The following is a 16,528-nucleotide window of genomic DNA, read 5'->3' on the forward strand; positions in this document are numbered from 1 at the left end:
CATCCCGGTGTGCACGGGTCGCGGTCGGCGTTGTCGGTGGGACAGTCCACAATGGTCGGCGTCAGTACCGGACCAGGCACGTGAAGGAGCCGCAGCAGCGATGGCCCGCCGCAGCACGAAGACCCCGCCGCCGGAGGACTTCGAGGAGAAGATTCTCGACATCGACGTGGTCGATGAAATGCAGGGCTCCTTCCTGGAGTACGCGTACTCGGTGATCTACTCACGGGCCCTGCCGGACGCCCGTGACGGCATGAAGCCCGTACACCGGCGCATTCTCTACCAGATGAACGAGATGGGGCTGCGGCCCGACCGCAGCTATGTGAAGTGCGCCCGGGTCGTCGGCGAGGTCATGGGCAAGCTGCACCCGCACGGCGACGCCTCGATCTACGACGCCCTGGTGCGGCTCTCGCAGTCCTTCTCCATGCGGCTCCCGCTGGTCGACGGACACGGCAACTTCGGCTCGCTCGGCAACGACGACCCGCCGGCCGCGATGCGGTACACCGAGTGCCGGATGGCTGACGCCACGTCACTGATGACCGAGTCGATCGACGAGAACACGGTCGACTTCGAGCCGAACTACGACGGCCAGGAGCGCGAGCCCGGCGTGCTCCCGGCGGCCTACCCGAACCTCCTGGTGAACGGCTCGTCCGGGATCGCGGTCGGGATGGCCACCAATATGCCCCCGCACAATCTGGGCGAGATCATCGCGGCGGCCCGCCATCTGATCAAGCACCCGGGCGCCGATCTCGACACCCTGATGCGCTTCGTGCCGGGCCCCGATCTGCCGACCGGCGGCCGGATCGTGGGTCTCGACGGGATCAGGGACGCGTACGAGCGCGGGCGCGGCACCTTCAAGATCCGTGCGACGGCCACCGTGGAGAACGTCACGGCGCGCCGCAAGGGCATCGTCGTCACCGAACTGCCCTTCGCGGTCGGCCCGGAGAAGGTGCGGGCGAAGATCAAGGACCTGGTGGCGTCGAAGAAGCTCCAGGGCATCGCGGACCTGAAGGACCTCACCGACCGGGCGCACGGGCTGCGGCTGGTCATCGAGATCAAGAACGGTTTCGTGCCCGAGGCCGTGCTCGAACAGCTCTACAAGCTCACCCCGATGGAGGAGTCCTTCGGGATCAACAACGTGGCGCTGGTCGACGGGCAGCCGCTGACGCTGGGCCTCAAGGAGCTGCTTGAGGTCTATCTCGACCACCGCTTCTCGGTCGTCAGACGGCGCAGCGAGTTCCGCAGGACCAAGCGGCAGGACCGGCTGCATCTGGTCCTCGGGCTGCTCGTGGCGCTGCTCGACATCGACGAGGTCATCCGTCTGATCCGCTCCAGCGACAACTCGGCGCAGGCCAAGGAGCGGCTGATCTCGCACTTCTCGCTGAGTGAGACGCAGACCCAGTACATCCTGGACACCCCGCTGCGCCGGCTCACCAAGTTCGACCGGATCGAGCTGGAGAGCGAGCGCGACCGGCTGAACAGCGAGATCGAGGAGCTGACCCGGATCCTGGAGTCCGACGCGGAGCTGCGCAAGCTGGTCTCGTCCGAACTGGCCGCGGTGGCCAAGAAGTTCTCCACCGATCGCCGGACCGTCCTGCTGGAGTCGGCGGGGACCCCGGTGGCCGCGGCCGCCCTCCAGGTCGCCGACGACCCCTGCCGGGTACTGCTGTCGTCCACGGGGCTCCTGGCGCGTACGGCCACCGCCGACGGGCTCAGCACCGAGGGGCAGAAGCGCACCAAGCACGATGTGGTGGTCTCGGCCGTGCCGGCGACGGCGCGGGGCGACATCGGCGTGGTGACATCGGCCGGCCGGCTGCTGCGGCTCGGCGTGATCGACCTGCCGCAGCTGCCCGACACCGCGTCCGCGCCCAGCCTGGCGGGCGGTGCGCAGATCGCGGAGTTCGTCTCGCTCGCCGACGGTGAGCGGGTCGTCTGTCTCACCACGGTCGACGAGTCGTCACCGGGTCTGGCGATCGGTACCGAACAGGGCATCGTCAAGCGGGTGGTGCCCGACTACCCGGCCCACAAGGACGAGTTGGAGGTCATCGGCCTGCGGGACGGCGACCGGATCGTCGGCGCGGCCGAGCTGCGCACCGGGGACGAGGACCTGGTCTTCATCACGGACGACGCCCAGCTGCTGCGCTATCCGGCCGGGCAGGTCAGGCCGCAGGGCCGTCCGGCGGGCGGTATGGCCGGCATCAAGCTGGCCCAGGGGGCCAAGGTGATCTCGTTCACCGCGGTCGACCCGGCGGCGGATGCGGTGGTCTTCACCATCGCGGGTTCGCACGGCACGCTGGACGACTCGGTGCGTACGGCGAAGCTGACCCCGTTCGACCAGTACCCGCGCAAGGGCCGGGCGACCGGCGGGGTGCGCTGCCAGCGCTTCCTGAAGGGCGAGGACCTGCTGGTGCTCGCCTGGGCGGGCGAGACCCCGGTGCGGGCCGCCGCCGCGAACGGCGCCCCGGCCGAACTGCCGGAACCTGACCCGCGGCGGGACGGCTCCGGCCTGCCGCTGACCTCGGCGGTGGCGAGGCTCGCGGGGCCGGTGTAACCGGAAGCTCAGTACAACAGCCCGGCCTCTTCGGTCCCGTCCGGTTCCCCGGGCCCTTCGGAGAGGCCGGGCACATAGCGCAGGACGCCCCACATCGATTCGGCGGGGACATCCTGCGGTGCGTGCTCGCGGCAGCCGTCGAGCCGGTCGCGCACCGCTCCGGCGTCGATACCGGACCCGATGAGGACCAGCTCGGTGAGGTTCTCGCCGCTGCCGCCCGTGCCCGCGTCCCCGGCCCGGGGCGAGGGATAGAAGCGCAGGAAGTTTCCCACCGCGTGCAGGGTGTACTTCTCCGGGTGGCCGGGGACCCCGAAGTGGACGAAACCCTTGATGCGGTAGAGGCCGTCGGGGCGCGCGTCCAGGAACTCCATCAGCCGCCGGGGGTTCATCGGCTCGGCCGAGACGAACCCGACGCTCTCGTAGAGCGTGTGCAGATGGCCGCTGTGACCGCCGCCCTCCGCACATGTGCTGCCGTCCTGTGGGCCGCCCGGCTCCCCGGCGCCGTCCGGCGGAGCAACGTCGCCCGCTGGACCGTCGTCGCGCAGGTCGTCGAAGGAGAGCTGGCCGACCCGCTCACCGGCCGGTCTGCGGTCGATGAGCAGCCCCGGGTCGATCTGCCCGTACTCGGCGCTGATCACCGGGACCCCGACGGCGTGCTCGCCGACCGCGGCGCGGATGCGGGCGCGGCCCGCCGCGTCCACCCGGTCGGCCTTGTTGAGGACGACCAGATCGGCGAGGGTCAGATGACGGTCGGTCTCCGGGTGCCGGCTCCGGGTCGCGTCGAACTCGGCGGCGTCGACGACCTGGACGAGACCCCCGTACACGATGTCCTGGTTCCCGCTCGCCAGGATCATCCGGATGAGTTCCTGCGGCTCCGCCAGGCCACTCGCCTCGATGACGATGACATCGATCCGCAGTTCGGGGCGGGAGAGCCGGCCCAGATACTCATCGAGTTCGCTGGTGTCGACGGCGCAGCACAGACAGCCGTCGCCGAGCGAGACCATCGAGTCGACCTGTCCGGCGACGGTCATCGCGTCGATCTCGATGGCGCCGAAGTCGTTGACGACGGCGCCGATCCGGGTGCCTCTGCTCTGCCGGAGCAGATGGTTGAGCAGGGTGGTCTTGCCGGATCCGAGGAATCCCGCGAGGACGACGACGGGCACGGGTTTCCTGGACATGGGCACCGATCCTAAACGAGCCGCACACCGTGCGGCCGGGCAGCCGTGGCCGGGGTGGACGCACCGTTCCGGGACAGCCGCGGGCCGGGTCAGCCGATGGCCGGCACCGGCTGCGGCGGGGGCGGTCCCACATAGCGGGCCGCGGGCCTGATGATCTTGGAATCCGCCGCCTGCTCCAGGATGTTGGCGCTCCAGCCGACCACCCGCGCCACACAGAAGGTCGGTGTGAACATCTCGCGGGGCAGCCCGCACTGCTCCATGACGACCCCGGCGTAGAACTCGACGTTGGTGTGCAGTTCCCGGCCGGGTTTGAGTTCGGCGAGCAGCGCCTCCACCCGCTCCTCCACCTCGACGGCGAAGTCGGCGAGCGGGCCGCCGAACCCCTGGGCGATCTCCCGCAGCATCCGCGAGCGCGGGTCCTCGGTGCGGTAGACGGGATGCCCGAAGCCCATGATCCGCTCCCCCGCGAGCACCCTCTCCCGTATCCACGGGTCAATACGGTCCGGTGTGCCGATCGCGTCGAGGGTGTCCAGCGCCCGGCTCGGCGCCCCGCCGTGCAGCGGCCCGGAGAGCGCGCCGACCGCGCCCACCAGACAGGCCGCCACATCGGCGCCGGTGGAGGCGATGACCCGGGCGGTGAAGGTGGAGGCATTGAAGCCGTGGTCGACGGTGGAGACGAGGTACTGCTCAACGGCGCGCGCCCGCTCCGGGTCCGGCTCCGAACCGGTGATCATATAGAGGTAGTTGGCCGCCGCGGGCAGGTCGTCACGCGGTTCGACCGGCTCCAGACCCTGGCCGATCCGGTACAGCGCGGCCAGCAGCGTGGGCACCACCGCGCAGGCGGTGAGTGTGTCGGCCACCCGGCGGTCCGCGCCGATGTCGTAGACCGGCCGGAAGCCCGAATCGGCGCCGAGCAGGGAGAGCGCGGTCCGCAACCCGGCCAGCGGGCCCGATCCGGCCCGGGCGATGGCGGGCAGCGCCTCCCGGACGGCATCCGGGAGCCTGCGCAGTCCGGCGGTACGGGCGGTGAACGCCGCACGCCGGTCGGCGTCCGGGAGTTCGCCGTGGACCATCAGGTACCAGACGTCCTCGAAGGTACGGAGCCGGGCCAGGTCGACCGCCGAGTACTGCCGGTAGTGGTAGAAGCCCTCGCGGCCCCGCACATCGCCCAGTTCGGTGTCCGTGACGACTACGCCCGCGAGCCCTCGTGGGGCGGTGATGGTGGTCATGGCTGTCCCCTCGGTCAGGCGCGCCCCGCCGGATGTGGGGCGTGGCGCGTTCCCTCTTCATTGATTCGACTGTCCATGATTGACTTTCATCCTGTCAATGTTGATTGAATCAATGTAAATACGGTGAACCCTATGAGCGATCAACCAGCGGCAGCGGAACCCCGGCGGCTGACCACCAGGGAGGCGGCCGACCGGCTCGGGGTGAAGCCCGAGACCGTGTACGCGTACGTCAGCCGGGGTCAGCTCGGCTCCCGCCGCGCACCGGGCGGCCGGGGCAGCACCTTCGACGCCGCCGAGGTCGAGGCGCTGGCCGCGCGCGGCGCACGGCGGGAGCCCCAGCCGTCCGGCACCGACCTCGCCTTCCGTACCGGTGTGACGCTGATCGACCCGGAGGCCGGCCGCTACTACTTCCGGGGGGTGGACGCGGCGGAACTCGCCGGACGGTACGGCTACGAGGAGGTGGCCGACTGGCTGTGGACCGGAACGCTCCGCCCCGGTGTGCGGTTCACCGCTCCCCCCGAGGCGCTGGCGGCCGGAGAGCGGGCGGTCGGGGCGCTGCCCGCGCACAGCACGGCGATGGACCGGCTGCGGGCCGCGGCCGTCGCTGCGTCGGCGGCCGATCCGCTGCGCTTCGACCTCGCGCCGGACGCCGTGCTCGGCACGGCGCGCGCCCTGATCCCCACGCTGGTGGGCTCACTGCCGGCAGAGGGCCCGCACGGCGAGGCCGAGAAGGCGGGGCTTGCCCCACGGCTCTGGTGCCGGCTCACCCCGCGCGCACCAGACGGCGACTCACTGGCCGTACTGGAGGCGGCACTTGTGCTGCTCATCGACCACGACCTGGCGGCTTCCACGCTGGCGGCCCGGGTCGCGGCGTCCGCCCGCGCCCATCCGTATGCGGTCGTCTCCGCGGGGCTCGGCGCCCTGGAGGGCCCCCTGCACGGCGCGGCCAGCGGACTGGCGCACCGGATGCTGGCGGAAGTGCTGGAGCGGGGCGGGGCGGCTCCGGTCGTCGCGGACCATCTGCGGGCCGGCCGCCGGGTCCCGGGGCTCGGCCACCGGCTGTACCGGGGCGAGGACCCGCGGGCCGCGGTGCTGTTCGCGCTGCTCGACAGGGTCCCGGCGGCCGCTCCCGCGCTCGCCGCTGCCCGCGACGTGGTGGCCACGACGGCCCGCCACACCGAACTGCACGCCAATGTCGATCTGGCGCTGGCCGTGCTCTCGGTGGCCTCCGGGATGCGCGCCGAGGCAGGAGAGGCGCTGTTCGCCGTGGCCAGAACGGCCGGCTGGATCGCCCACGCCCTGGAGGAGTACGCGGAACGGCCGCTGCGGCTGCGCCCCAGTGGCCAGTACAACGGCCCGCGCCCTCCCCTGCCCCTGCCCGCACCCTGAGCCGAGGGGTCAGGTCCGCAGCCAGACCGCCGTGTCCTGCGGCAGGCGCCCCCCTTCGTCCAGCGGGCCGCTGCTGAGGAGGGTGTCCGTGTGGCCGGGGAGCACCGCGGGCTCGGCGGCGAGGTTGACGACGCAGATCAGTCCTCCGGACCGGGCGAAGGCCAGGACCCCTTCGGCCGCGGGCAGCCAGGTCAGCGGCCCGTCGCCGAACCCGGCCGCCGTCCTGCGCAGCCCGAGCGCCGTGCGGTACAGCGAGAGCATCGAATCCGGGTCGGCCGCCTGGACCTCCGCCGCGTAACGGGTCCAGCCGTCCGGCTGCGGGAGCCACGGTTCGGCCGTGGGCGGTACCGCGGTCCAGGGCAGCGGCACCCGGCAGCCGTCGCGGCCCGGGTCGGTGCCGCCGGAGCGGAAGTGCATCGGGTCCTGGATCCGGTCCAGCGGGATCTCCACCTCGGGCAGCCCCAACTCCTCGCCCTGGTAGAGGTAGACGGATCCGGGCAGCGCCAGCGAGAGCAGGGCTGCGGCGCGTGCCCTGCGGGTTCCGAGCTCCAGATCGGTGGGGGTGCCGAAGACCTTGGCCGCGAAGTCGAAGCCGGTCTCCCGGCGGCCGTAACGGGTGACGGTCCGTGTCACGTCGTGGTTGCACAGCACCCAGGTCGCCGGAGCGCCGACCGGGGCGTGCTCGGCCAGGGTCTCCTCGATCGCGGTACGCAGCCCGGCGCTGTCCCAGGGACAGCTCAGGAAGTTGAAGTTGAAGGCCGTGTGCAGTTCGTCCGGGCGCAGATAGCGGGCGAAGCGTTCCGAGTCCGGCAGCCAGACCTCGCCGACGAAGACACCGCCGTACTCGTCGGCGACGGCCCGCCACGAGCGGTAGATGTCGTGGATCTCGTCCTGGTCGATGTACGGATGCCGGTCGCGCCCCTCCACGAAGTCGGGCAGCCCGTCCGCCTTGGTGAGCAGCGCGGCCGAGTCGATCCGTACGCCCGCGACGCCGCGCTCGAACCAGAAGCGCAGGATGTTCTCGTGCTCCTGGCGCACCACGGGGTGGGACCAGTTGAGGTCGGGCTGCTCGGGGGCGAAGAGATGGAGGTACCACTCGCCGTCCTCGACCCGGGTCCAGGTGGACCCGGCGAACTGGGACGGCCAGTCGTTGGGGGCCAGTTCCCCGTGCTCGCCCCGGCCCGGGCGGAAGTGGAAGAGTTCGCGCTCGGGGCTGCCGGGGCCGGCGGCGAGCGCGGCTCTGAACCAGGCGTGCTGGTCCGACACATGGTTGGGCACGATGTCGACGATGGTGAGGATGGACAGCTCACGTGCTTCCGCGATGAGCTTCTCGGCCTCGGCGAGGGTGCCGAAGGCGGGGTCGATACTGCGGTAGTCGGCCACGTCGTAACCGCCGTCCGCGAGCGGCGAGAGATACCAGGGCGTGAACCAGAGCGCGTCGACGCCCAGTTCGGCGAGGTACGGCAGTCTGCTGCGCACTCCCGCCAGATCGCCGGTTCCGTCACCGTCCGCGTCGGCGAAACTGCGTACGTACACCTGGTAGATGGCGGCGGAGCGCCACCAGTCTTCGGTGGCCTCGGGCGGAGGGATGGCTGCCACGTGACGGTCCTTTCGGGCAGGTGGGACTCCGCCGCCGGCCCCGGACAGCGGGGCGCCGGGAAGGGGCCGGCGGCGGAGCGCGGAGGGAGGAGGACGCACAGCGAGCGGTGGTACTGAGGCGGTGGCGGTGCCGCGGTGCTGGTGCCGGGGTGGTGGTGCCGGGGCGGTCGTCAGCCCTTCAGACTGCCCGCGGTCAGGCCGCTCATGATGTTGCGCTGGAAGATCAGGAAGATGATCAGCGTCGGCGCGGACGCCATGGCCAGCGCGGCGATGAGCCAGTTCTCGGGCACCCCCTGGGCCAGCGAGTAGATACCGACGTTGAGGGTCTGCTTGCCGGGGTCGGGCAGGGTGAGCATCGGCCAGAGGAAGTCCTTCCAGACGCCGACGACCGCGAAGATCGAGACGACTCCCAGAATGGGCCGGGAGATGGGCAGCACCACGGAGCGCAGGGTGCGCAGCGGGGATGCCCCGTCGATGGAGGCGGCGTCCAGCAGTTCCCGCGGGACCGAGTCGAAGAACCGCTTCAGCAGGAAGATGTTGAAGGCGTTCGTCACGGAGGGAAGCCAGATCACCCAGGGCGAGTTGAGCAGGTTGCGCTGGAAGAGCGGCACGTCGAGCACGGTGAGGTACTGCGGTACGACGAGCACGGTCGCCGGGATCATCAGCGTGGCCAGCATCATCCCGAGGATGGCCTTGCCGAAGACGGGTCTGAGCTTGGAGAGCGAGTAGGCCGCGGCGACGTCGAGGACCAGTTGGAAGGCGAGCGCCCCGAAGGCGTAGTAGAGGGTGTTGAGCAGCAGCTTGGACAGCTGCATCACATGCCAGGCCCTGGAGTAGTTGTCCGGGTGGAAGCTCCTGGGGAAGGCGGTGGGCGGTGACTGGGCGAACTCCTGCGCGGTCTTCAGCCCGCCGGTCACCATCCAGTAGAGCGGGCCGAGGAAGACCAGGGTGAAGAGGAGGACGACCAGGGTGAGGACACCCCAGTAGACGGCCTTTCCGCGGGGTCTGCCCAGTTGGGCGGGTGAGATCAGTGTGCGCTCTGCCATCGTCGTCGTACCCCTAGCTCTCGCTGTCGCGGCTCAGTCGGACGTACGCCGCCGAGAAACCGGCGAGCAGGACGAGCAGGACCAGGCCGAGTGCGGCGGCTCCGCCGTAGTTGTTGAAGTTGAAGGCGTACTGGTAGATGAGGTAGACGACGGTCGTCGTCGAACCCTCGGGTCCCGCCCCGTTGGTCAGCAGGAACGGTTCGGTGAAGACCTGCATCGTCGCGATGATCTGCATCAGCAGGAGCAGCGAGAGGATCAGCCGGGTCTGCGGGACGGTCACATGCCAGATCTTCCGCAGCAGCCCGGCGCCGTCCAGCTCCGCCGCCTCGTACAGCTCGCCCGGTATGCCCTGGAGGGCCGCGAGGTAGATCAGCGTCGCACCGCCCATGTTCATCCAGGTCGAGGCGATCACCACGGAGAGCATCGAGGTGCTGGTGGACTGGAGCCACTGCTGTTCGGGCAGGTGCAGGAAGTGCAGGATGCCGTTGAAGAGCCCGTAGCCCGGGTCGTAGAAGTACTTGAAGAGCAGGACGGACGCGACCGGCGGCAGCATCACGGGCAGGTAGACGAGGAGCCGCAAGTACCCCTGGGCGTGCCGGAATTCATTGATCACGATCGCGATGACGAACGGCACCAGGAAACCGAGCAGCAGCGCGAGACCGGTGAAGAGCAGGGTGTTGCGCCAGGCCTGCCAGAAGGCCGGGTCGTGGAAGACGTACTTCAGGTTGTCCAGGCCGACCCAGGTGGTCCTGCCCGCCTCGTTCTTCTGGAAGGCCAGCAGGAATTCCCTGACCATCGGGTACCAGGAGAAGAAGGCGAAGCAGAGGACGGCGCCGATCAGGAAGCCGTGTGCCGAGAGGTTGCGCCGCAGACTGCGGACGAAGACCTCGCGACGGGCCTGCGGCGGCGGGCCGTCGTGCTGCGGCGGCTGCACCGGCAGGCTGCTCGTGGACAGGGTGGGGGCCGACATCGTCTCTCCTTGGCGCCGGTTCTCCGGGTCTCGGTCTGGGCGGGGCCGGGACCGCTGGGTCCCGGCCCTTCGTGGTGCGGTGCCGGTACTGGTTCGCCGTGCGGTACTGGTACTAGTTCGCCAGGACCTGGTTGACCTGCTGTTCGGCGGTGGAGAGCAGGGAGTCGATGGAGGCGTTCTTGTTGGTCAGGACCCCGGACATCGCATCGTCGAGGACCTTGTAGATCTCCTGCGCCTTGGCCGGCTCGGCCTTCCCCTTGACGGGGTTCTCCATGAAGGGCCTGAAGTTCTCGACCGGCATGGTGGCGTTGTCGGTCCGGGACCGGAGGTCCTTGGCCTTGGTGTCGCCGGTCCAGAAGTTCGGCTGCGGCAGACCGACCGGCAGCTTGTCGGACTTCGAGCGGGCCCAGTCGAACTGCCCCTTGCCGGGGGTGAGCGTCTTGAAGTTGACCCAGGCGATGGCCGCCTTGATCTTGTCCGGGGAGCTGCCCGCCTTGATCATGTAGTCGTTGCCGCCGAAGAGCGTGGCATGCCCGCCGGGGATCGGCCCCATACCGTAGTCGGCGTACTTGGCGCCCAGTTGCTGGACCATGTACGTGAGGTCGTCGGGGGCCGCGAGGAACATCCCGAGCTTGTCGGTGGATATCTGCTTCTGCAGATCGCCCCACTTGAGCAGCTGGGTCTTGCCCATGCTGTCGTCGTCCCAGCGCATGGCCTTGAGGTTCGTCAGCACCTCCTTGCCGATGGCGTCGTTGAAGGCGGCCTTCCTGCCGTCCGGGGTGACGACGTCGCCACCGAGGCCGTACATCTCGGCGGTGAAGTGCCAGCCGCCCTGGTTGGTCGCGCTGTAGTCGCCGTAGCCCGCGATGCCGTGACCGAGACCGGCGATGGCCTTGGCGTCCTTGCGGACCTCGGCCCAGGTGACCGGCGGCCTGTCGGGGTCGAGACCGGCCTGCTTGAAGAGCTTGCGGTTGATCATCAAGCCCATCGTGTAGTTGCTGGTGGGCAGGCCGTAGGTCTTGCCGTCCTTCTTCAGGACGTTCATCACGTCCGGGTCGATACTGCCCAGCGCGGGAACGTTCTTCGCGTTCACATACGCCGATATGTCGGCGGCGCCGCCGTTGTCCAGCACCTGCTGGAGATCGGTGAAGTACGTGTAGAAGACGTCCGGCTGCGACTTCCCCTTGAGAGCGGCGGTGAAGCGTGTGGGCTCCTCGCACTGGCCGGGCGTGGACTTACCGTCGATCGTGACGTTCGGGTACTGCTTGTTGAACGCCTTGATGTCCTCCTTCCACTCGCGCAGCTCGGCGGCCTTCGCGGCCGGCGGCATACAGTCCATGGTCAGCGTGACCTTGGTCTTCGGGTCGAGCGGAGCGGACGGATCCGAACTCCCGCCGCCTGATCCGCTGCTGGTGTCGCTGCTGCTGGTGCCGCAGGCGGCCAGTGCGGTCAGGGCGAGCGCGGAGACGAGGGCAGCCGTCGCGGTACGGCGGTGGGTCGGGCGGAACCAGGTGCTTCTCATCGGTGGTCCCCTTGTGGGCAGGAGCGCTGGAAGCCCACAACTGCGTCGCTGTGGGGCGGCGCAAACTCAACCACCGACAACAGCACTCCGCAAGATGTCGCGCAGATTCCGCAAATTTTTGACAGTTACTGCTCCCCACTGCGCGACACCTGCGCCGTGGAACCGCGCACCACCAGTTCGGGCTCGAAGAGCAGCTCGTCCGATGAGACCGTATGGCCTCCGATCTGCACGGACAGCAGCTCGACCGCGGCGCGCCCCATCGCCTCGATGGGCTGGCGGACCGTGGTCAGCGGGGGTTCGGTGCAGTTCATGAAGGCCGAGTCGTCGTAGCCGACGATCGAGATGTCGCCGGGCACCGAGAGGCCCCGGCGGCGGGCGGCGCGCACCGCGCCGAGTGCGAGCGGGTCGCTCGCGCAGATGACTCCGGTGACCCCCTGGTCGAGCAGCCGGCCCGCCGCCGCGTGGCCGCCCTCCAGCGAGAACATCGCCCGTACGACCCGCTCGTCGGGGAGTTCGGCGCCCAGTTCGGCCGCGATCACCCGGGCGGCGTCGAGCTTGCGCAGCGACGGCACATGGTCACCGGGCCCGAGCACCAGGCCGATCCGCTCGTGACCGAGCGAGGCCAGATGGCGCCAGGCCTGCCCGAGGGCGACCGCGTCGTCGCAGGAGGCACCCGGGAAACCGAGGTCCGGCAGGGTCGCGTTGATCAGGACGACCGGAATCCTGCGGTCCGCGAGCACCTTGTAGTGCTCGTGCGGGGCGTCGAGCTGCTGGTAGAGACCGCCCGCGAAGACCACCCCCGACACCTGCTGCTCCAGCAGGAGTTCGACGTAGTCGGCCTCCGACACACCGCCCTTGGTCTGGGTGCAGAGCACGGGCGTCAGACCCTGCTGCGCGAGGGCGCCGCCGACCACTTCGGCGAAGGCCGGGAAGATCGGGTTCTGCAGCTCAGGGAGGACCAGGCCCACCAGCCGGGCGCGTTCACCGCGCAGCTGGGTGGGACGTTCGTACCCCAGCACGTCGAGTGCGGACAGAACAGCCTGCCGCGTCGCCTCGGAGACGCCGGGCCTGCCGTTGAGTACCCGGCTGACCGTGGCCTCACTGACCCCAACCTTCTGTGCCACCTGTGCAAGTCGTCGCGTCATGCGCGCAAGATTAGCGCAAAGGCCGCAAGCGGTTTGCGTACGGTGGGGAACTTCCGGTGGCCCCGCCCGCACTCTACGGTTCTGCCACATGAACAGCGGACAGCCCCGGAAACGCCGTATCGGACTGCCCCGGCGGGTGTTCTCGCAGGTGCTGCTGATGCAGCTGACCATCGCCGGCGGAGTGCTCGCCCTGGCAACCGGTCTCTTCCTGCGCCCGCTCGGCGCCCAGTTCGACGACCAGGCCATGCGCCGCGCCCTCGCGATCGCCGAGACTACCGCCTCGCCCCGGCTGGCGGCGGAGCTCCTCGCCTCCCGGCCGACGCCCGGCGGCCCGGTCCAGGCCGAGGCCGAACGCATCCGGCGTGCGACCCACGCGGAGTACATCGTGGTCATGGACGTACGCGGGATCCGCTGGTCGCACACCACCCGCTCGGAGATCGGCCGTCCGGTCTCGACAAGTGCCCGGCGACCGCTGTCGGGCCACGAGGTCATGCAGATCGACAGCGGCACCCTGGGCCGCTCCGCCCGGGGCAAGGTCCCCCTGCGCGACAGCCACCGCCGGATCGTCGGCGCGGTGTCGGTCGGCATCAGATACGACAGCGTGCGCGCGCATCTGCTCGCGATGATCCCGGGGCTCCTCGCGTACGCGGGCGGGGCACTCGCGGCGGGGGCGCTGGCCGCGTATCTGATCTCACGGCGGCTCCAGCGGCAGGTGCACGACCTTGCGTTCTCCGACATCTCGGCGCTGCTCGCCGAGCGTGAGGCGATGCTGCACGGCATCCGTGAAGGGGTCGTCGCGCTGGACGGCGGCGGCCGGATACGGCTCATGAACGACGAGGCCCAGCGCCTTCTGGACCTCGGCCCCGGGATCATCGGGCTCCCCCTCACCGAGGCGCTGGGCGAGGGGCGCACCACCGATGTGCTGGCAGGCCGCGTCACGGGCGAGGACCTGCTGGCGGTATGCGGCCGCCGCGTCCTGGTCGCCAACCGGATGCCCACCGACGACGGAGGCGCGGTGGCCACCCTCCGTGACCGGACCGAGCTGGAGCGGCTGGGCCGTGAACTCGACTCCACCCGCGGGCTGATCGACGCCCTGCGCGCCCAGGACCACGAGCACGCCAACCGGATGCACACGCTCCTCGGCCTCCTCGAACTGGAGATGCACGACGAGGCCGCGGAGTTCATCAGTGAGGTGGTCGGAGCACACCGCACCACCGCCGAGCAGATCACCGGGAAGATCCACGATCCGCTGCTGGCCGCCCTGCTGGTCGGCAAGGCGACGGTGGCGGCCGAGCGCGGGGTCGCCCTCCGTCTGACCCCGGAAACGCTGCTGCCGGACCGGCTGGTCGACCCGCAGGGGCTGGTGACGATCGTGGGCAATCTGGTGGACAACGCCCTGGATGCGGTGTCCGGTTCGGCCGGTGCGCGGGTGGAGGCCGAGCTGCTCGCCGAGGGCCATACGGCCGTCCTGCGTGTCTGTGACAGCGGAGCGGGGATACCGGAGGAACAGCGTGAACTGATCTTCACCGAGGGCTGGTCGACCAAGAAGCTCCCCGCGCACGGGAAGCGGGGTCTGGGCCTCCCGCTGGTCCGCAGACTCGCCGAACGGCAGGGCGGCAGCGCCCGGGTCGGTACCGGCCCGGACGGCGGCGCCGAGTTCACCGTCGTACTCCCGGAGGCGTTGGCCGGGCAACGGGCGGGGACCGCGCGGGAGGTGCGGGGCTGACGGACAGGAGCGGGACGAACGGGAGCCGGGCCGGGGCACGCTGCCGCTGTACGCGTGTCCCGGCCCGGCTCCGTACCGGCTCAGCCCCAGAAACCCTCGTGGACGGTACGGGCGGCGTCGACGGCGACCGGGCCGACGACCGGGAGGACCCGCTGGCCCGCTGCGAAGACATCACGGCAGGGCAGGGCCATGGTGGGGTTCTCCGGGTTGGCGCCGGTCATGGCGAGCAGCTGGTCCTCGCCGAGCGCGTAGACGACCCGGCCGATGTGGGACCAGTAGATCGCGCCGGAGCACATCGCACAGGGCTCGGTGCTGGTGTAGAGCGTGCAGGTGCGCAGGAACTCCGCGTCGTACGCGGCGCTGGACAGCCGCACCAGATTGGTCTCGGCGTGGCCGGTGGCATCGCGTTCGGTCGTGACAGTGTTCTCCGCCTCCAGCAGGACCGTGCCGTCGGGGCCGGCGAGCAGCGCGCCGAAGGGGTGGTTGCCCGCGGTGCGGGAGCGCTGGGCGATGGTGACCGCGGTGTGCAGGTGCTGTACGTCGAGGGCGGAGGCAGTCTCTGCGGGTGCCTGGGCGGTGCTCATGCGGGAATCTCCCTGGGATCGGGGTCGGGATTGGGGTTGGAGTCGGGATTGGGGTTGGGGTTGGAGTCGGTGTGCGGGCCGGGGTCGGGTTCGGTGGTGACGGACCTGTCCGTGCGGGGCGTACCGGTCGGCAGCGCCCGTACGAGCAGGAGATGGATGAGCCCGGCCGTGGCAAAGGCGACGGCCGCAGCGTAGGGGCCAAGTGCCGGATGGCTCCGGGCGAGGGGCCCGGTGAAGACACCGGGCTGGCTCATGAAGGGAACCGCCGCGGCGATACCGAGCAGCCAGGAGACGAACCCCGCCCCGAAACGGACGGGCCGCGCATCGGATGGCGCCCCGGCGAAGAACCGGTGCACGAGCATGACCGCGAGCCAGGGCGCGATCCAGTTGCCGAGCAGGATCAGGAAGTTCTGGAATGACTCCCAGTAGTCGCCCTGCCCTGCCGCCCAGCCGATGGCCGAGCCGATCGCACCGACGACCAGGACAGCCTGCCAGCGGGCCATCCGTACCCCGACGACCAGCCAGGCCATCGCGCCGGAGTAACAGTCCAGACAGCTGGAGGTGATGGTGGACACCCCCAGCGCCAGCATGGTGAGCGCCCCGAGTGTGGAAGGCAGGACGTTGTTGACCAGGTCGGTGGGGGTACCGACGAAGGTGAGCGTGCCGATCGCCGCGCCCAGGCTCGCGATCCACACCGAGCCGAGCAGCGCTCCTCCGAAGGCGTTGCCGAACAGTCTCCGCTGCGGAGTGCCGGCCGGCAGGTAGCGGGTGTAGTCGGCGGAGTACGAGGAGAAGCTGAGCGAGCGCGCGGCCTGGACGGCGACGGTGAGCGCGAACGCCCCCGCGAAGCCCAGCGGACCCGCCTTGTGTGCGTCGAACGACGAGCCCAGATCGCTCTTGGCGAATCCGTAGACGGAGACGCCGACGAAGAGAAGCGGCAGGACGACCGCCATCGCCTTCTGCACCAGGTGGATGAAGCCGTACCCGAGCAGAGCGATCAGCACCTGGCTGACCGTCACTATGGCGAAGGCCGGACCGAACCCGGCGCCCAGGAGGGACTGCAGGGCGAAGGAGCCGAGCACCGAGTTCACGGCGAACCAGGCGCACGCCTTGAAGAAGACCAGTACCGCGGGGACAGCGCTGCCGAGACGGCCGAGCGGAATACGTGACTGGACGAGCAGTCCCACTCCGGCCCGGGGGCCGAAGGTGGACATCGCACCGATCGCGGCGGCACCGATCGCGCTGCCGAGAACGATCGCCGCGAGGGCCTGCAGCCAGCCCAGCCCGAAGGCGGCGGTGGCGAGCAGACCACTGCTGAGGCTGGAGAACTGGACGTTGGAGCTGAACCAGAGGGTGAACGAAGCGCCGGATCCCCCCGTGCGTTCGGCGTCCGGGATCGGTTCGACCCCGGATGTCTCGACGGTGGTGGCGGCGCGGACGGTACGGGCGATGCAACCGTGCTGGGCCATGAGAGCCCCATTCCATCGATCATTGGATTCAGTCTGCCCCGACGGCGTGTCCGGGCAGTTGACGGGAGCACTGCAGCACCCGAAGTAGACCAGTGGCGGTGGCGGGCGGGGCAGGCTACGAGG

The 16,528-nt window shown here is 70.1% G+C and carries 12 protein-coding genes; 3 read left to right on the forward strand and 9 right to left on the reverse strand.

Going from position 1 to position 16,528, the window contains the following annotated elements; translation table 11 throughout:
* The first annotated feature begins 100 nt into the window (after positions 1–100).
* Positions 101–2,548 carry a DNA topoisomerase (ATP-hydrolyzing) subunit A gene (locus ACFXBC_RS10585; protein ID WP_385021420.1) on the forward strand — a complete coding sequence of 816 codons (2,448 nt, stop codon included), beginning with the start codon at positions 101–103 and terminating at the stop codon, positions 2,546–2,548.
* 8 nt (positions 2,549–2,556) lie between these two features.
* Here ACFXBC_RS10585 and ACFXBC_RS10590 read toward each other — a convergent pair whose 3' ends face one another.
* Both ACFXBC_RS10590 and ACFXBC_RS10595 read right to left on the reverse strand, forming a co-directional pair.
* The gene (locus ACFXBC_RS10590; RefSeq protein ID WP_385021423.1) at positions 2,557–3,726 is read right to left on the reverse strand and encodes a CobW family GTP-binding protein; all 1,170 of its coding nucleotides are present in this window, start codon (positions 3,724–3,726) and stop codon (positions 2,557–2,559) included.
* A gap of 89 nt (positions 3,727–3,815) precedes the next feature.
* The gene (locus ACFXBC_RS10595) at positions 3,816–4,955 is read right to left on the reverse strand and encodes a citrate synthase (protein WP_385021427.1); all 1,140 of its coding nucleotides are present in this window, start codon (positions 4,953–4,955) and stop codon (positions 3,816–3,818) included.
* A gap of 132 nt (positions 4,956–5,087) precedes the next feature.
* Here ACFXBC_RS10595 and ACFXBC_RS10600 point away from each other — a divergent pair, with 132 nt between their 5' ends.
* Positions 5,088–6,344 carry a citrate/2-methylcitrate synthase gene (locus ACFXBC_RS10600; protein ID WP_385021430.1) on the forward strand — a complete coding sequence of 419 codons (1,257 nt, stop codon included), beginning with the start codon at positions 5,088–5,090 and terminating at the stop codon, positions 6,342–6,344.
* Positions 6,345–6,353: 9 nt separating this feature from the next.
* Here the strand turns inward: ACFXBC_RS10600 and ACFXBC_RS10605 are convergent, their stop codons facing one another.
* From ACFXBC_RS10605 to ACFXBC_RS10625, 5 genes are all read right to left on the reverse strand, one after another.
* Positions 6,354–7,943, reverse strand: a complete 1,590-nt coding sequence (locus ACFXBC_RS10605) for a glycoside hydrolase family 13 protein (RefSeq protein WP_385021433.1) — start codon at positions 7,941–7,943, stop codon at positions 6,354–6,356.
* Between the two features lie 170 nt (positions 7,944–8,113).
* Positions 8,114–8,989 (reverse strand): carbohydrate ABC transporter permease, encoded by an 876-nt coding sequence (locus ACFXBC_RS10610; RefSeq protein ID WP_385021436.1) that lies wholly within the window; start codon positions 8,987–8,989, stop codon positions 8,114–8,116.
* 13 nt (positions 8,990–9,002) lie between these two features.
* Positions 9,003–9,959, reverse strand: a complete 957-nt coding sequence (locus ACFXBC_RS10615; RefSeq protein WP_385021439.1) for a carbohydrate ABC transporter permease — start codon at positions 9,957–9,959, stop codon at positions 9,003–9,005.
* A gap of 112 nt (positions 9,960–10,071) precedes the next feature.
* Positions 10,072–11,481: an extracellular solute-binding protein gene (locus ACFXBC_RS10620; protein ID WP_385021442.1), complete on the reverse strand. Its 1,410-nt coding sequence runs from the start codon at positions 11,479–11,481 to the stop codon at positions 10,072–10,074.
* A 125-nt stretch (positions 11,482–11,606) separates the two neighbouring features.
* Positions 11,607–12,626, reverse strand: coding sequence for a LacI family DNA-binding transcriptional regulator (locus ACFXBC_RS10625; protein WP_385021445.1), 1,020 nt, complete (start codon positions 12,624–12,626; stop codon positions 11,607–11,609).
* A gap of 88 nt (positions 12,627–12,714) precedes the next feature.
* Between ACFXBC_RS10625 and ACFXBC_RS10630 the strand changes: the two genes are divergently transcribed.
* The gene (locus ACFXBC_RS10630) at positions 12,715–14,352 is read left to right on the forward strand and encodes an ATP-binding protein (protein ID WP_385021447.1); all 1,638 of its coding nucleotides are present in this window, start codon (positions 12,715–12,717) and stop codon (positions 14,350–14,352) included.
* Positions 14,353–14,432: 80 nt separating this feature from the next.
* Here ACFXBC_RS10630 and ACFXBC_RS10635 read toward each other — a convergent pair whose 3' ends face one another.
* Together ACFXBC_RS10635 and ACFXBC_RS10640 are read right to left on the reverse strand one after the other, a co-directional pair.
* Positions 14,433–14,936 carry a nucleoside deaminase gene (locus ACFXBC_RS10635; protein WP_385021449.1) on the reverse strand — a complete coding sequence of 168 codons (504 nt, stop codon included), beginning with the start codon at positions 14,934–14,936 and terminating at the stop codon, positions 14,433–14,435.
* A complete protein-coding gene (locus ACFXBC_RS10640; protein ID WP_385021452.1) occupies positions 14,933–16,405 on the reverse strand; it encodes a purine-cytosine permease family protein in 1,473 nt (490 codons plus the stop codon). The genes ACFXBC_RS10635 and ACFXBC_RS10640 overlap by 4 nt, the downstream gene beginning before the upstream one ends.
* Positions 16,406–16,528: the final 123 nt, after the last annotated feature.

The sequence above is a fragment of the Streptomyces sp. NPDC059398 genome (genome assembly GCF_042751845.1).
GTDB lineage: Bacteria > Actinomycetota > Actinomycetes > Streptomycetales > Streptomycetaceae > Streptomyces.

Excerpts from the sequence above, each read along its gene's own strand:
- ACFXBC_RS10595 (WP_385021427.1), bottom strand. The coding sequence starts at position 4,955 with ATGACCACCATCACCGCCCCACGAGGGCTCGCGGGCGTAGTCGTCACG.
- ACFXBC_RS10640 (WP_385021452.1), bottom strand. The coding sequence starts at position 16,405 with ATGGCCCAGCACGGTTGCATCGCCCGTACCGTCCGCGCCGCCACCACC.
- ACFXBC_RS10590 (WP_385021423.1), bottom strand. The coding sequence starts at position 3,726 with ATGTCCAGGAAACCCGTGCCCGTCGTCGTCCTCGCGGGATTCCTCGGA.
- ACFXBC_RS10585 (WP_385021420.1), top strand. The coding sequence starts at position 101 with ATGGCCCGCCGCAGCACGAAGACCCCGCCGCCGGAGGACTTCGAGGAG.
- ACFXBC_RS10625 (WP_385021445.1), bottom strand. The coding sequence starts at position 12,626 with ATGACGCGACGACTTGCACAGGTGGCACAGAAGGTTGGGGTCAGTGAG.
- ACFXBC_RS10600 (WP_385021430.1), top strand. The coding sequence starts at position 5,088 with ATGAGCGATCAACCAGCGGCAGCGGAACCCCGGCGGCTGACCACCAGG.
- ACFXBC_RS10630 (WP_385021447.1), top strand. The coding sequence starts at position 12,715 with ATGAACAGCGGACAGCCCCGGAAACGCCGTATCGGACTGCCCCGGCGG.
- ACFXBC_RS10610 (WP_385021436.1), bottom strand. The coding sequence starts at position 8,989 with ATGGCAGAGCGCACACTGATCTCACCCGCCCAACTGGGCAGACCCCGC.
- ACFXBC_RS10620 (WP_385021442.1), bottom strand. The coding sequence starts at position 11,481 with ATGAGAAGCACCTGGTTCCGCCCGACCCACCGCCGTACCGCGACGGCT.
- ACFXBC_RS10635 (WP_385021449.1), bottom strand. The coding sequence starts at position 14,936 with ATGAGCACCGCCCAGGCACCCGCAGAGACTGCCTCCGCCCTCGACGTA.
- ACFXBC_RS10615 (WP_385021439.1), bottom strand. The coding sequence starts at position 9,959 with ATGTCGGCCCCCACCCTGTCCACGAGCAGCCTGCCGGTGCAGCCGCCG.